10 protein-coding genes are annotated in these 14,643 nt (G+C 74.3%); 3 read left to right on the top strand and 7 right to left on the bottom strand.

Features of this window, described 5'->3' with window-relative positions:
- Window positions 1-13: 13 nt before the first annotated feature.
- Both AC07B0_RS00395 and AC07B0_RS00390 read right to left on the bottom strand, forming a co-directional pair.
- Window positions 14-763 carry a serine hydrolase domain-containing protein gene (locus AC07B0_RS00395; RefSeq protein ID WP_469382601.1) on the bottom strand — a complete coding sequence of 250 codons (750 nt, stop codon included), beginning with the start codon at window positions 761-763 and terminating at the stop codon, window positions 14-16.
- Window positions 764-903: 140 nt separating this feature from the next.
- Window positions 904-4,467 (bottom strand): S8 family serine peptidase, encoded by a 3,564-nt coding sequence (locus tag AC07B0_RS00390; protein WP_478895975.1) that lies wholly within the window; start codon window positions 4,465-4,467, stop codon window positions 904-906.
- A 201-nt stretch (window positions 4,468-4,668) separates the two neighbouring features.
- Here AC07B0_RS00390 and AC07B0_RS00385 point away from each other — a divergent pair, with 201 nt between their 5' ends.
- On the top strand, window positions 4,669-6,162 hold the full coding sequence (locus AC07B0_RS00385) for an MFS transporter (protein WP_478895973.1): 1,494 nt from the start codon (window positions 4,669-4,671) through the stop codon (window positions 6,160-6,162).
- Window positions 6,163-6,234: 72 nt separating this feature from the next.
- Here AC07B0_RS00385 and AC07B0_RS00380 read toward each other — a convergent pair whose 3' ends face one another.
- The 3 genes from AC07B0_RS00380 to AC07B0_RS00370 are packed head-to-tail and all read right to left on the bottom strand — an operon-like array spanning window position 6,235 to window position 8,755.
- Window positions 6,235-6,480 (bottom strand): DUF6126 family protein, encoded by a 246-nt coding sequence (locus AC07B0_RS00380; RefSeq protein ID WP_478895971.1) that lies wholly within the window; start codon window positions 6,478-6,480, stop codon window positions 6,235-6,237.
- Between the two features lie 15 nt (window positions 6,481-6,495).
- Window positions 6,496-7,155, bottom strand: coding sequence for a helix-turn-helix domain-containing protein (locus tag AC07B0_RS00375; RefSeq protein WP_356883934.1), 660 nt, complete (start codon window positions 7,153-7,155; stop codon window positions 6,496-6,498).
- 58 nt (window positions 7,156-7,213) lie between these two features.
- Window positions 7,214-8,755: an ATP-dependent DNA ligase gene (locus AC07B0_RS00370; RefSeq protein WP_478895969.1), complete on the bottom strand. Its 1,542-nt coding sequence runs from the start codon at window positions 8,753-8,755 to the stop codon at window positions 7,214-7,216.
- A 200-nt stretch (window positions 8,756-8,955) separates the two neighbouring features.
- Here AC07B0_RS00370 and AC07B0_RS00365 point away from each other — a divergent pair, with 200 nt between their 5' ends.
- Window positions 8,956-11,688, top strand: a complete 2,733-nt coding sequence (locus AC07B0_RS00365) for an alpha/beta fold hydrolase (RefSeq protein ID WP_478895967.1) — start codon at window positions 8,956-8,958, stop codon at window positions 11,686-11,688.
- Window positions 11,685-12,551: an ABC transporter permease gene (locus tag AC07B0_RS00360; RefSeq protein ID WP_356883928.1), complete on the top strand. Its 867-nt coding sequence runs from the start codon at window positions 11,685-11,687 to the stop codon at window positions 12,549-12,551. The genes AC07B0_RS00365 and AC07B0_RS00360 overlap by 4 nt, the downstream gene beginning before the upstream one ends.
- Window positions 12,552-12,636: 85 nt before the next feature.
- Here the strand turns inward: AC07B0_RS00360 and AC07B0_RS00355 are convergent, their stop codons facing one another.
- Window positions 12,637-13,626 (bottom strand): D-2-hydroxyacid dehydrogenase family protein, encoded by a 990-nt coding sequence (locus tag AC07B0_RS00355; RefSeq protein ID WP_469382595.1) that lies wholly within the window; start codon window positions 13,624-13,626, stop codon window positions 12,637-12,639.
- On the bottom strand, window positions 13,623-14,570 hold the full coding sequence (locus AC07B0_RS00350; protein ID WP_467291848.1) for an aldo/keto reductase: 948 nt from the start codon (window positions 14,568-14,570) through the stop codon (window positions 13,623-13,625). The genes AC07B0_RS00355 and AC07B0_RS00350 overlap by 4 nt, the downstream gene beginning before the upstream one ends.
- Window positions 14,571-14,643 lie beyond the last annotated feature (73 nt).

Here is a 14,643-nt window from a genome sequence, read left to right as displayed (position 1 = left end):
GTACAACAGCACTTCAAAGGGCGGGAGTTGGGGCGAACACCGCGTCGCGGAAGGCGATGCGCAGCGCGCCGGCGCGGCCGGGGCCGACGGCCGTCTGGAGGGTGGCCCAGCGACCGTGGCGGGGGGAGACCCACAGGGCCGGTCCGGCGCCGGCCGGCGGCTGGTGGGCCCAGACCCCGGCGGGCGCGGGGTGCCAGAGCAGGCCGCGGGAGGGGGTGAGTTCGCCGGTGCGGATCCGCAGGGAGTCGGCGGTCCAGGCGCGGGCGATGGGGTCGTCGGCGGTGGACAGCAGGTGGCGCAGGAAGCGTCCGAGGTCGGCCGGTGAGGTGTGCAGGGTGGCGTCGGTGAGGCGGGTGCGCGCCATGCCGAGGGGGCCCCAGATCCGGGTGGCGGCGAACTCGGCCAGCGGGGTGCCGCACAGGTGTTCGGCGAGGCGGGTGAGCGCGGTCAGGGCGGGCGGGCCGTCGGCGTGGGTGAGCAGGTGGTGGGCGGTGGTCCCCTCGGGCAGTCCCTCGGCTGCGCCGCCGCCGTAGACGGTGAGGGGGGTGTGGAGCGTCAGGTCCCCCCGGGTCACGAGGCTGCCGAGGACGGGCCACAGGGCCAGTACCGCCGTGAGGGCGCGGGCGTCGAGCGGACCGTCCCCGTCACCGTCCGAGGCCGCATGGACGGCGTCCGCCGACCCCAGCGCCCAGACCGCGTCCGGGTCGGCGCGGCGCACGAGGGCTTCGATCCGGGCGCCCTGTTCGCTGTGCGGGGTGGTCATGGTCGGCCACGCTACGTCGCCCCGCGCACCGGCCCGGGCAGGTCGCGGCGAAGTCGCCGCCGGCCACCCGAATGCCGGGGGGCGGGGCGCCCGGGAAACCGCCCCGGACGCCCCGCCCCTTCAGCTCGGGAATCCGGTGACTAGCTCCTGTCGGGGCGGTCGGTCACGCGCAGGGTGTTCAGCAGGGGCTTGCCGAATCCGTTGTGCGTGACGAAGCGGAGGTTGAGCACCCCGTCCGTGACGGTGACCGTGTAGGTCTTGGTCAGGGCGGTGTAGGTGCCCGCCTCCAGGGAGATGTCCAGGGAGGGCAGGACCTGGGTGCCCTCGGCCAGGACGTCGAAGACGCGCTTGTTCGGCTTGGTGGAGGAGAGCTCGGCGAAGCCCAGCTCCACGGTGTAGGTGCCGTTCGGCACGTTGTCGAAGCGGTACTCGTACATGCCCTCGCGGGCGTTGCGGAACAGCCGCTGGTCGTCCGTTCCGGTGACGGTGCGGCCGGTGGACTGGACTCCGGCGTTGCCCTGGTAGCCGTAGGAGCCGGGGGTGTACTTGCGGTCCGCGGACCACGCGTCGCCCGCGGCGTCCGTGCCGGCGTAGTCGGAGCCCGCGTCGACGGCGAGCTGGTAGCGCGGGATCACGATCTTGACCGGGACGGTGAGGACCGGGCTCCGGCCGCTGGCCGAGGTGATCTTCAGGTCGGCGGTCAGGACCGAGCCGGGGGCGAGGCCCTCGGTGTCCACCGCGAGGGTGAGCGCGGCCTTGCCGCCGGTCGGGAGGTTCCCGTCCGCCGGGGTGGCCGTCAGCCAGGCGGCGTCCTCGGTCACCGTGAACGCCGTGCCGAGGCCGGGGTTGGTGAGGTCGAGGGTGCGGGTGCGCTTCTGCCCGGCGGGCAGGACGATCTCCACCGCGGACTTGGCGGCGGTGACCTTGCCGGTGCGCAGGGACTGGGTCACCGTCGTGACGTCGGCCGCCTTGATGTCGACGGCCGCCTGGGCGGACTCGTAGGACGGGGCCGACAGGGAGACCGTGCGCGGGCCCGACGGGCTCTGGACGACGTAGCCGCCGTCCGCGGCGGTGACGGCGGAGACGGCGGTGTCGCCGCTGCCGACGGTCACCGTGGCGCCGCCGACTCCGTTGCCGTCGTTGGCGTCGAGGACCCGGCCGGCGACCACACCGCTCTTGGTGGTGCGGAAGCCGATGGACAGGCCGTCGGTGATGACCGCGGTGTTGAACGAGTACTTGAAGGCGTCGGTGCCGGTGGCGTTCTCCAGGCCGACCGTGGCCGTGGAGCCGCCCTTGATGCCGGTGCCGCCCGTGCCCTTGTAGGAGTAGGTCACGGTGCCGTCCTCGCCGATCGCCGCGGCGAAGGAGAACTTCTCCGCCTGCGCCGACCAGTGGGACACCTCGCGCCACTCGATCACGTAACTGCGGTGCGGGGCGGTGCCGGTGACGGCGGTGAAGACGCCCGAGCCGCTGCCCGCGGCGCCGACGACCAGGTCGTCCCAGAAGGGGTACAGGGCCGCGTTGGGCGTGGCCGCGCTCGGCAGGTCCCCGTTGATGTCACCGGTGTGGTTGCCGCCGAAGCTGACCGTGCCGTTCGTCCCGATCCAGGCCTGGGCGTACGTCTTCCCGTACAGCGGCAGCGGGAAGGGGAGGTCGACGCGTTCGGTGGTGTTGTCGCCGGTCAGCGCGAGCTGCCGGTTCCCCGCGGTGTACGGGCGGTCGCCCGCGGCGGCGCAGGCGTAGCCGTAGCCGTCGGTGCGCTCGGGGAGGCTGACGGCGACGGTGGTGTCGCCGCCGACGGTGACCTTCGCCGTGCCGCCGGTGACGCAGCGGGAGGGCGAGGTGGCGTTCACGTCGTACGTGCCGTGCGGCAGGGTGACCTCGAAGCGGCCCTGCGCGTCGGTGGTCGCGGTCACCGGGGTGTCGGCGATGGTGACGGCCGCGCCCGCGGCGGGACCGGCGGCCGAGGAGACGGTGCCGGTGAGCTTGCCGGAGGCCGCCTGGGTGAGGGTGAAGTCACCGGTCGCGGTGCCGTTCTCGGTCACGGTCGCCGTCAGGGTCTGCTGTCCGTAGCCGAACTTGGCCGCGGTCAGCGCGTAGTCGCCGACCGAGAGGGCGGTGAACCGGTAGCTGCCGTCGGCGGCCGTGGTGGCCGTACGGTCGATCGGGCCGTCGGCGGTGATCTTGACGCCAACGACGGGCTCGCCGCCCGCGGTGCGGACGGTGCCGCCGAGCGCGCCGATCGCTCCGCGCGGAGCGGCGTTCACGGCGGCGAGGGCGTCGAGCCGGCCCTCGCCGAAGACGTTGTTGTCGGCCGGGCTGCCGCCGCACTGGCTGCTGTCGGTGTCCTGCGCGGTGCCGTCGAGCAGCGACTCGGTCTGCGCGACGTCGCCTTCGAGGGCGGGCGCGGCCGACCAGAGCAGGGCCACGGTGGCCGCGGTGTGCGGCGAGGCCATGGAGGTCCCGGAGAAGGCCTCGTAGCCGCCGCCCGGGACGGAGGAGCGGACGTTCACGCCGGGCGCGGCGATGTTCGGCTTGACGATGCCGCCGGGGCCCGCGCCGCGCGAGGAGAACGACGCGATCGTGTTGTTGATGTCGAAGGCGCCGGAGCTGTAGGAGTTCGCGTAGTCGCCCGGGGAGCCGCTGGTGGTGCAGCCGGGGCCGGCGTTCCCGTTGGAGAAGGCCGGGAAGATGCCGGCGGCGCGCCAGGTGTTGACGATCTCCTGGTACCAGGTGTCGCCGCCCGAGCCGCCCCAGGAGTTGTTGACGACGTGCGGGGCCAGGTCGGGACGCGGGTTCTGGCCGTTCAGGTCGGTCGGGGCGACGATCCACTGGCCGGAGGCGAGCAGGGAGGCCTCGGAGCAGGAGTTGGACTCGCAGCCCTTGGCGGCGATCCACTTGGCCCCCGGGGCCACGCCGATCTTGTTGGCGCCGCCGTCGTCGCCGACCATGGTGCCCATCGTGTGGGTGCCGTGGTCGTTGTTGTCGCAGGGCGCGGCGGTGTCGCAGACGCCGGCCGGGTCGAACCAGTTGTAGGCGTGGGTGTACGACCCGTCCGCGTTCTTGCCGCGGTACTGGCCGTTCACGGCCGGGTGGGTGTAGTCCACGCCGCTGTCGATGTTCGCGACGACGATGCCCTCGCCGCGGACGCCGAGCTGGTCCCACACCTGCGGGGCCTTGATCCGGTCGATGTTCCACTCGACGGCGTCGGCGACGGCCTTCTCCCGGGCGCCCTCGGCGGGCTTGGGGAGGGTGACCTTGTCGTCGGCGTCGATGCGGGAGACCTCGGGGCGCTGCGCGAGGGTCCCGGCGAGCTTCTGGCTGCCGACGACGCGGACGGCGTTGACGATCCAGTACGAGGTGTACTCGGCCTTGGCGCCGTCCAGGGCCTTGAGGACCTCGGCCTGGCTCCGCTCGGCGTGGCCCTTCTTCAGCCGCAGAACCGTTTCTGCTTTGGCGGCGCGGGTCTGCTGCTTCCCCGCGGCGGTGAGGTCGGCGGCACTGTCGAGATAGACCCAGAAGACGGCCTTCGCCGACTCGTCGAGCTGGGTGCGGAGCTTGGGCTCGATCTTGCGCTCGGCCGCGCTCGGTGCGGGACCGGGCTCCGGCGCGGCGGCGGCGACTCCCGCGCCGACCGGCAGGAGCAGGACCGAGGTCAGCGCGGCGAGCGCCGCGCGTAAGGATCGTCTGTTGCGTTGGGCCACGTGTGGTCTCCTCGTACGCCGTGTGCAGGTTGTGCGGAACGTGCGTGCGTGACGTGCGCGGGTCATGGTGAACGAGGTGCCATGCTCATTACAAGAGGGCCTAATGAGCCGTACGTGACGCCGGGCCGGCCGTCCGGAACCCGCCCCCCGCGGCCGCCCCGCCGGGTGGCCCTCCCCCGCGGCACGCGCCAGCCTGGTGACATGACCTCACCCGCGCCCGGCGTACCCCTCGGATCCGCCCAGGGGCGGTGGATCCTGCTGACCACGGTCCTGGGGTCGGCCATGGCCATGCTGGACTCGACCGTGGTGAACGTGGCGCTCCCGCGCATCGGGCAGGACCTCGACGCCGACCTGGCCGTCCTCCAGTGGACGGTGAACGCCTACCTGCTGACCCTGGCCGGGCTGATCCTCGTCGGCGGCGCGCTCGGCGACCGCTTCGGGCGACGGCGGATCTTCGTGCTCGGCGTGGTGTGGTTCGCGGTGGGTTCGCTGCTGTGCGGACTGGCGCCGAACTCCGGGGTGCTGATCGCGGCCCGGGCCCTCCAGGGCGTCGGCGGCGCGCTCCTGACCCCCGGCTCGCTCGCGCTGATCCAGTCCTCGATCCGGGCGGGTGACCGGGGCCGGGCGGTCGGCCTGTGGTCGGGGCTGGGCGGCGTCGGCGCGGCGGTGGGCCCCTTCCTCGGCGGCTGGCTGGTCGACGGGCCGGGCTGGCGGTGGGTGTTCCTGATCAACGTGCCGCTGGCCGCGCTGTGCGTGCCGGTGGCCCTGAAGCACGTACCGGAGTCGCGGGACCCGCAGGCGCACGGCCGGTTCGACGTGGCCGGCGCGGTACTGGCCGCGGCCTCGCTGGCCCTGCTCACCTACGCCCTGATCGAGGCCCGGTCCGGATCGCCGTTCGTCATCGGCGCGGCGGTGGGCGGGCTCGTCCTGGCCGGCGTCTTCGTGCTGGTCGAGCGGCGGCGGGCCGATCCGATGGTGCCGCCGGACATCTTCGCGTCCCGCCAGTTCACCGCCGTCAACCTGGTCACCGTGTGCGTGTACGCGGCCTTCGGCGGCTTCTTCTTCCTCATCGTGCTCCAGCTCCAGGTCGTCTCCGGGTACTCCGCCCTGGCCGCGGGCGCCGCGCTGCTGCCGACGACCGCGCTGATGCTGCTGCTGTCGGCCCGCTCCGGAGAACTCGGCGAACTGATCGGGCCCCGCATCCCGCTGACGGTGGGGCCGCTGCTGTGCGCGGCCGGAATGCTGCTGATGATCCGGGTGGGTCCCGACGCCTCCTACGTACAGGACGTCCTGCCGGGCCTGATCGTCCTGGGCGCCGGCATGGTGACCCTGGTGGCCCCGCTCACGTCGACCGTCCTGGCCTCGGTGGATCCCGGGCGGGCGGGCCTGGCCAGCGGCGTCAACAACGCCGCCGCCCGCGCCGCCGGGCTCCTGGCCGTCGCGGCGCTGCCGCTGCTGGCGGGGATGGGCCCGGACGCGTACCTCTCCGCGGAGTCCTTCGACGCGGCGTTCGGGCGGGCCATGCCCTGGTGCGCCGGGGCCCTGGTGGCCGGATCCGCACTGGCGTGGGCCACCGTGCGTACGCCCGCGCCCGGAGCCCCGCACCCGCAGTGCCGCACCCAGTGCGCGGTCACGGCCCCGCCGCTGGAACCGCCGGAAGCGGAATCCGGGGCACCTGGGCCGAAGCCCGGCTGAACCCGGGCCGATCATGCTCCGGGTGCCGCCCACCCGGCCGGCGACGGCAGGGTGCGGCCCGGAGGCCGGCCCCTACTGGTTCTCGGCGCCCAGGACGAAGAGCAGGTAGACGAAGAAGGCGAAGAGGTGGCCCACGAACAGGTAGGCGACCAGCCGGATGATCAGACCCCGCGGGAACTTGGACTCGATGCGGCCGAGCAGGGTCGGCGCGGGAGCGGTCTCCGTCCGTTCGGCCTGTTCGACGCTCTCGGTGGCGTGCGGCACGTTCTCTCCCTCGGACTGGGACTGCGGCTGGGACTGGGACTGGGACTGGGACACGGTGCGGCTCCTCGGTCAGCGGGGGTGGTGCTCGGCGCCGCCGAGGCACAGGCCCGCGAGGCTGCTCTGCAACAGGGTGTGGACGAACAGGAGGTCGGCTCCGCCGGAGGTGGCCGCGCCGATCCGGTGCGGGGTGAGCGAGTCGAAGTGCGCGCTGTCCCCCGGCTCCAGCAGGTGCTCGCTCTCCCCCAGGTGCAGCCGCAGCCGTCCGCCGAGGACGTACAGCCACTCCTCCCCGGGATGGACGCGGACCAGTTCCCCCTGCCCCGGCCCCTTCCCGGCGGCCGGTGCGGGCACGTGCACGCGCAGCGCCTGCATGCCCCGGCCGGAGCCGCCGGCCTGCCAGTACGTCCACCCGTCGGCCTCCCGGGCCCCCGGACCGCCCGCCCGTACGATGGGATCGGCCGTGGCCGGGGTCTCACCGAGCAGTTCGGAGACGGTCGTACCGTAGGTGCGGGCGAGTCCGAGTAGCAGCGGCAGCGAGGGCTGTCGGCGGCCGGTCTCCAGCCGGGACAGGTGCGCGGGGGAGAGCCTGGCCCGCGCGGCGGCCGCCTCCAGCGTCAGTCCGGCGCGTCGGCGCAGGTCACGCAGTTGCGGGGCCACGGTGGGCAGCTCGTCGGCGGGGCCGTCGGGGTCCGGGACGGTTCCGGGACCGGTGCCGGGGGCGGGGTGCATGCTCCGATTGAGCCAGAGACTTGCCTGTCTGGCAATCTCCCTTGCCTCTCGGGCAAAATCACCCGCCGAGAGGTCCTCCCTGCCCGAGTACGGTCTCCACGGTATCCGCTTCCTCGGGCCCCTTGTCCGGGCGGTGGCGCAGCACGCGGGCGAAGCGCAGCGCCACGCCCGCCGGGTAGCGCGGGGAACGCTGCAGGCCGTCGTAGGCGATCTCGACCACCAGCTCCGGCCTGACCCGGACGGTGTGTCCGTCGTCCTCGACCGCCAGCTCGCCCAGCCGCTCCGTCTGCCATGCGAGCATCGCGTCGGTGAGGCCCTTGAAGGTCTTGCCGAGCATGGCGTACGTACCGTCGGCGGCCCGCGCCCCGAGGTGCAGGTTCGACAGCAGTCCGGTGCGGCGGCCGTGGCCCCGCTCGACCGCGAGGACGACCAGGTCGAGGGTGTGCACCGGTTTCACCTTGAGCCAGTGCTTGCCGCGCCGGCCGGCCGCGTAGCCGGAGTCGAGCCCCTTGACCACCACCCCCTCGTGGCCCCTGCGCAGGGTGGCCGTCCAGAACTCCTCGGCCGCGGCCGTCCCGGCCTCGATGGCGTCGGTCGTCAGGCGGCGCACCCGGAAGGGCTCGGGGACCAGGGCGGCGAGCCGTGCGTACCGCTCCCGTACGGGGAGGTCGAGCAGGACCGTCTCCCCTGAGAGGAGCAGGTCGAAGAAGTACGCGGTCACCGGCAGCGTCCGCCGCGCGGCGGCCACGTCCAGCCGGGAGCCCACCCGGCTCGCGATCTCCTGGAAGGGCACCGGACGGCCGTCGGGTGCCTGTCCGATGACCTCGCCGTCGAGGATGAACCGCTCTCCCGGGAAGGTGCGGGCCAGCTCGGCGACTTCGGGGAGGCGGTCGGTGATCTCGTCCAGGGAGCGCGTGTAGATCCGTACGTCGTCCCCGTCCCGGTGGACCTGGACGCGGATCCCGTCGAGCTTCTCCTCCACCGCGCAGGGCCCGAGAGCGGCCAGGGCCCCGGCCACCGACGGGGCGGTCCCCGCCAGCATCGGCTGGACGGGCTGCCCCACGCGCAGGGTCACCCGGTCCAGCGCGGCCGCGCCCTCGGCCAGGACCGCCGCGGCCACGCGGGGCAGCGAACCGTCCAGCATCACGGCCCGGCGGAGCGCGGCCGCCGGGACCCCGGCGGCGGCCGCCACCCCGTCCAGGGCCACCGCGTCCAGGGCCCCCTGGCGCACCTCCCCGGACAGCAGGCTGCGCAGGAACCGCTGTTCGGGCTCGGTGGCGGCCCCCATGAGGGTGTCGACGATCCGGGCCCGTTCGGCCTGCGCGCCGGGACCCGCGACGGCGGCGAGGGCGGTGACGGCGGCGTCGACGCCGGGCACGGTGAGGGTGGGCTCGGCGGCGGGTTCACTCGTGCGGCCGAGCGTGCGCCAGCCGACGCCGGGTCGGCCCTGCGGCAGCCGCCCGGCGAGGTAGGAGACGATCAGGGCCGCCTCCTCGGGGGGTGCGGCGGCGAAGAGCTCCGCCAGCAGGGCGGTCTTCCGGGACCGGGCGGAGGTTTCCGCCACCTCCCGGGACACGCGCGCGACCTCGGAGAGCAGCATGCCGTCCATCCTCCGCCCGGCGGGCCCGCCCCGCAGGCCGGGGCCGTCGCGGAGCCGTCGCCGGGGGCCGTCGGGGGCCGCGTACCGCGGCCGGGTACCGCGGGCGCGGTACGCGGGCCGTCCGGTGTAGTCCTGGAGAAGGTGTGGGGCTCCCCCTGAGGGAGCTCGGGTCGGCGGACCACGGGCTTTAGGGTTCCCGTATGAAGCTCCGACTGCCACGGCGCCGCCGAGACCGCCTGCTCTCCGGCGTCGCCGCGTTCGCCGTCCTGGCCGGCGCCGGTACCTGGACGGCGGCCGCCGCCTCCGGGGACGCGCCGGCCGTGCACCGCCAGGACCAGACGCTGGACATGCCCGGCGCCGCGATCGACACCTCCTACTTCACGGCCGGCGGCGGCACGAAGCGGCCCGCCGTGCTGCTCGGCCACGGCTTCGGCGGCAGCAAGGACGACGTCCGCGCGCAGGCGGAGCAGCTGGCCCGAGACGGGTACGCCGTCATGACCTGGTCGGCGCGCGGCTTCGGCCGCTCCGGCGGCCGGATCGGACTGAACGACCCCGAGCACGAGGTCAAGGACGTCTCCTCGCTCGTCGACTGGCTGGCCCGCCGGCCCGAGGTGCGGCTGGACGCCGACGGCGACCCCCGGGTGGGCGTCGCCGGGGCCTCGTACGGCGGAGCCGTCTCCCTGCTGGCCGCCGGGTACGACAAACGGGTGGACGCGATCGCCCCGCAGATCACCTACTGGAACCTCGCCGACTCCCTCTTCCCGCAGGGCGTCTTCAAGAAGCTGTGGACCGGGATCTTCTTCACCACCGGCGCGGCGGGCGGCATCCAGGGCCCGCAGGCGCCCCCGGAGGCTCCCGCCGGGCAGGCCCCCGGGCAGGCCGCCGGTCCGGCCGCCGCCTCCGGCTGCGGGCGGTTCGAGCCCCAGCTGTGCGCCATGTACGAGCGGGTCGCGGTGGCGGGCAAGCCCGACGCCGAGGCGCGCGAACTGCTGGAGCGGCGCAGCCCGTCGGCCGTGGGCGACCGGATCAAGGTTCCGACGCTGATCGTGCAGGGCCAGGACGACTCCCTCTTCCCCCTCGACCAGGCCGACGCCATGGCCAAGGCCATCGCGGGGAACGGCGCGCCCGTCTCCGTGGACTGGGCGGCGGGCGGCCACGACGGCGGCATGCGCGAATCCGCCCGGATCGAGGCCCGGGTCACGGACTGGTTCGACCGCTACCTCAAGGGCGACGAGGGCGTGGACACCGGCCCCGCCTTCCGGGTCTCGCGCAGCGGCGGCATCGACTCCACCGACGGACAGATCAAGCTCCGCGGTGCCGACGCCGGCACCTACCCCGGGCTCGGCTCCGCTCCGCGCGAGTTCGCCCTGTCCGGCCGTGAGCAGGCGTTCGCGAATCCGGCCGGCGGGACCCCGCCCGCGCTGTCGGCGCTGCCCGGCATCGGCGGGCAGCTCGCCGCGTTCGGGGCGGGCGTCGCACTGGACTTCCCCGGGCAGCACGCCCGCTTCGAGTCGGAGCCGCTGACCGAGCAGGTGCGGATCACCGGGACCCCGGCCGTCACCCTGAAGGTGAGGTCGACGGCTGCCGACGGTTCGGCCGTCCTGTTCGGCAAGGTGTACGACGTGGGCCCCGACGGGCGGCAGCAGGTGCTGCCGAACCAGCTGGTCGCGCCCGTCCGGATCGACGACGCCCGGGAGACGGCCACCGTGAGGCTGCGGCTCCCGGCCATCGACCACGCCGTCCAGCCCGGACACCGGCTACGGCTGGTGGTCGCCGCCACCGACCTCGGCTACGCGAGCCCCGCCGCGCCCGCCACCTACACCGTCTCGGCGGAGGGGCCCCTGGCGGTGCCCGTCGCGGACGGGGTGGCCACGGCGGCGGCCGCCCTGCCCGCCTGGACCTGGTGGCTGCCGCTCGGCGCGCTGGCGCTGGCCGCGGGGCTGCTCGGGATCCGGAGGACCGGCGGGGGCCGCGCCGGGAGCCGGGTGGGAGAAGCGCAGCCCGAACCCGCGCTGGCCGACGTACCACTGGACATCACCGGGCTGACGAAGCGCTACGCCAAGTCGGCGGACCGGTACGCGGTGCGGGACCTGTCCTTCCGGGTGGAGAAGGGGCAGGTGCTCGGCCTGCTCGGGCCCAACGGCGCCGGGAAGACCACCACGCTGCGGATGCTGATGGGGCTGATCTCGCCCGACGCCGGGGAGATCCGTGTCTTCGGGCACCCCATCCGGCCCGGGGCACCGGTGCTGTCGCGGGTCGGGGCGTTCGTGGAAGGGGCCGGTTTCCTGCCGCACCTGACGGGCCGTGCCAACCTGGCGCTGTACTGGCAGGCCACGGGCCGTCCCGCCGAGGACGCCCACCTGGCGGAGGCGCTGGAGATCGCCGGACTCGGCGACGCGCTGGAGCGCGCGGTGCGCACGTACTCGCAGGGCATGCGCCAGCGGCTCGCCATCGCGCAGGCGATGCTCGGGATGCCGGACCTGCTGATCCTCGACGAACCGACCAACGGGCTGGACCCGCCGCAGATCCGCGAGATGCGCGACGTGATGATCCGCTACGCCGCTGCCGGGCGGACGGTCATCGTCTCCAGCCACCTGCTGTCGGAGGTGGAGCAGTCGTGCACGCACCTGGTCGTCATGGACCGGGGGCGGCTCGTGCAGGCGGGCGAGGTCTCCGAGATCACCGGCGGCGGGGACACGCTGCTGGTCACCCTCGCCGGGCCGGTGGACGAGGTGACCGCGGAGAAGGTCGCGGCGCTGGAGGGAGTGGGTTCCGTGGTGGCCGCCGACGACGGGCTGCTCGTACGGCTCGACGGCGCGACAGCCGCCGGGCTGATCGCCGAACTCGTACGGCTGGAGGTGCCGGTGGCGGCGGTGGGGCCGCACCGGCGGCTGGAAGACGCGTTCCTCACCCTGATCGGAGGTGCGTCATGAGTGCCGTGCAGGAGACCGCGCCGGGCTACCGGGCGAGCCGGACCCTGCCGCTGCGGGTGGAGGCGCTGCGGCAGTGGCGCAGGCGGCGGACGCTGGTGATGGCCGGGGTGCTGGCCGCACTGCCGTTCGTCATGATCATCGCGTTCGCGGTGGGCGGCGGCCCGGACGACGGGCCGGGCGGCGGCAACGGCCGGATCAGCCTCATCGACACGGCCACGGAATCCGGCGCGAACTTCGCGGTGACCTGCCTGTTCGTGTCGGCCGGCTTCCTGCTGGTGGTGCCCGTCGCGCTGTTCTGCGGGGACACCGTGGCCTCGGAGGCCGGCTGGTCCTCGCTGCGCTACCTGCTGGCCTCGCCGGTTCCGCGGGCCCGGCTGCTGTGGAGCAAGCTGGTGGTGGCCCTCGGGTTCAGCCTGGCGGCGATCGTGCTGCTGCCGGTGGTGGCGCTGGCGGCGGGCACGGCCGTGTACGGCTGGGGGCCGCTGAAACTGCCGACGGGCGGGGCGCTGGCGACCGGGGACACGCTGCCGCGGCTCGCCCTGGCCGTCGCCTTCGTCTTCGTGTCGCAGCTGGTCACGGCCGGGCTGGCCTTCTGGCTGTCGACGCGGACGGACGCCCCGCTGGGCGCGGTGGGCGGCGCGGTCGGGCTGACGATCGTCGGGAACGTGCTGGACGCCGTCACCGCCCTCGGGTCGTGGCGCGAGTTCCTGCCCGCCCACTGGCAGTTCGCCTGGGCGGACGCCTTGCAGCCGCAGCTGGAGTGGGGCGGCATGATCAAGGGTGCGGCGGTGTCGGTGTCGTACGCGGTGGTGCTGTTCGCGCTCGCCTTCCGGGGGTTCTCGCGCAAGGACATCGTGTCCTGAGGGGCCCGGGGCTCCCGGGTGAGTGGCGTGTCGAGGGCCCCGCGCCCTGCCGGTCGGCAGGGCGCGGGGCCCTCGGCGACACGGCCTACGGCAGGACGCGTACGGGCGAGCCGTCGAGGAAGGCGAGGACGTCCTCGACGGCTTCGCCGTAGTAGGTGGCGTAGTTGGCCCGCGTGACGTAGCCCAGGTGCGGCGTCGCGAGGAGGTTCGGGGCGGTGCGCAGCGGGTGCCCGGCGGGCAGCGGTTCGGTGTCGAAGACGTCCAGGGCCGCGCCCGCGATGCGCTGCGCGCGCAGGGCGTCGAGGAGGGCGTCCTGGTCGACGATGGCGCTGCGGGAGGTGTTGACGAGGTAGGCGTGCCGACGCATCAGGGCCAGCTCGGGGGCCCCGACCAGGCCCCGGGTCCGGTCGCCGAGCGCGAGGTGGACGGAGACGAAGTCGGCCTCGGCGAGGAGTTCCGCCAGGGATCCGGCGAGGTCCACGCCCACCTCGTCGGCACGTTCCTTGGTGAGGTGGGCGCTCCAGGCCGACACTTCCATGCCGAAGGCGAGGCCGATCCGCGCGACCCGGCTGCCGATCTTGCCGAGGCCGAGCAGACCGAGGCGCCGCCCGTGCAGGTCGGCGCCGATGGTGCGCTGCCAGGGTCCCTCGCCGGAACGCAGGGCCGCGCTCTCGGCCGCGATGCCCCGGGCCAGGCCCAGGAGCAGGGCCCAGGTCAGCTCGACGGGCGGGGTGGAGGAGCTGGCGGTGCCGCACACGGTCACGCCGGCGCGCGCGGCGGCCCCGTAGTCGATGACCGAGTTGCGCATGCCGCTGGCGACCAGCAGCTTGAGGCGGGGCAGCCGGCCCAGGAGGCCGGCCGGGAAGGCCACACGTTCGCGGAGGGTGACGACGATGTCGAAGCCGGCCAGGCGGGCGGCGAGTTCGTCCTCGTCGTCGAGGTGGTCGGCGAAGGTGAGCACCTCGACGCCCCGGGCGGTGACGGGGGACCAGTCCGCGAGGGTGGTGGCCGCGCCCTGGTAGTCGTCGAGGACGGCGCAGCGCAGCGGCCCGGTGGCGGCCCCGGCGTCCGTCATGCGGGTGTTCCGGCCACGGCGTCGATCTCCGCGAGCAGTTCCGCCTCCAGTGGCCGGTCGGCGACGGCCGCGTTGGCGCGCACCTGCTCGGCGGAGGTCGCGCCCGCGATCACGGAGGCGCAGCCGGGCTGCGCGGACAGCCAGCCGATGGCGAGTTCCAGGACGGTGCGGTCGTACTTCTCGGCGATCGCGGCGAGCGCCTCCACGGTGTCGAGGCGCGCGTCGGTGAGGTAGGCGTCGCGACCTTCGAGGCGGGAGCCGGCCGGGACGGGGGCGCCGCGACGGATCTTGCCGGTGAGCAGGCCGTTGGCGAGGGGGAAGTACGGGAGGACGCCGACTCCGTAGTGCAGGGCCGCCGGCACGAGGTCCCGTTCGGCGGACCGCTGGAGCAGCGACCATTCGTTCTGCGCCGATACGAAGGGGGCCGCGCCGGTCTCGCGTGCGACGTGGGCGGCTTCGGCGAGCTGCCAGCCGCTGAGGTTGGAGTGCCCGATGTAGCGGATCTTGCCCTCGGTGACGAGTTCGGTGAGCGCGGCGAGGGTCTCGGCGATGGGGGTGGCCGGGTCGGGGCTGTGCAGCTGGTAGAGGTCGATGTGGTCGGTCTCCAGCCGGCGGAGGGAGGCCTCGACGGCGCGCCGGACGTAGGCGCGGCCGCCCCGGGATCCGGCGGCGGGTCCGTACCCCATGTCGACGCCGTCGTAGCCGAACTTGGTGGCGAGGACGACCTGGTCGCGGCGGCCCTTGAGGGCCTGGCCGAGATGGCTCTCGGAGCCGCCGGCGCCGCCGTAGATGTCGGCGGTGTCGAGGAGGGTGATCCCGGCGTCGAGGGCGGCGTCGACGACCGTGCGGGTGGCACGGGCGTCGAGACGGCCGCCGAAGTTGTTGCAGCCGAGGCCGACGGCGGAGACCTGGAGTCCCGACCGGCCCAGGGGGTTGTAGCGCATGTGGTTCGTTCCTCCGCGATCGTCCGGTACCTGAACAGCGAAGTGATCAGTCTAGGCTGGCGCGTTGGCCGGC

The sequence above is a fragment of the Streptomyces sp. NPDC044704 genome (assembly GCF_056433525.1).
The sequence above is the reverse complement of the archived record's forward strand: the minus strand, read 5'-3'. Positions and strand labels throughout refer to the sequence as shown.

What these genes read in the sequence shown, in the direction of transcription:
- AC07B0_RS00395 (WP_469382601.1), bottom strand. Translation starts at nt 763, where the DNA reads ATGACCACCCCGCACAGCGAACAGGGCGCCCGGATCGAAGCCCTCGTG.
- AC07B0_RS00385 (WP_478895973.1), top strand. Translation starts at nt 4,669, where the DNA reads ATGACCTCACCCGCGCCCGGCGTACCCCTCGGATCCGCCCAGGGGCGG.
- AC07B0_RS00375 (WP_356883934.1), bottom strand. Translation starts at nt 7,155, where the DNA reads ATGCACCCCGCCCCCGGCACCGGTCCCGGAACCGTCCCGGACCCCGAC.
- AC07B0_RS00370 (WP_478895969.1), bottom strand. Translation starts at nt 8,755, where the DNA reads ATGCTGCTCTCCGAGGTCGCGCGCGTGTCCCGGGAGGTGGCGGAAACC.
- AC07B0_RS00365 (WP_478895967.1), top strand. Translation starts at nt 8,956, where the DNA reads ATGAAGCTCCGACTGCCACGGCGCCGCCGAGACCGCCTGCTCTCCGGC.
- AC07B0_RS00360 (WP_356883928.1), top strand. Translation starts at nt 11,685, where the DNA reads ATGAGTGCCGTGCAGGAGACCGCGCCGGGCTACCGGGCGAGCCGGACC.
- AC07B0_RS00355 (WP_469382595.1), bottom strand. Translation starts at nt 13,626, where the DNA reads ATGACGGACGCCGGGGCCGCCACCGGGCCGCTGCGCTGCGCCGTCCTC.
- AC07B0_RS00350 (WP_467291848.1), bottom strand. Translation starts at nt 14,570, where the DNA reads ATGCGCTACAACCCCCTGGGCCGGTCGGGACTCCAGGTCTCCGCCGTC.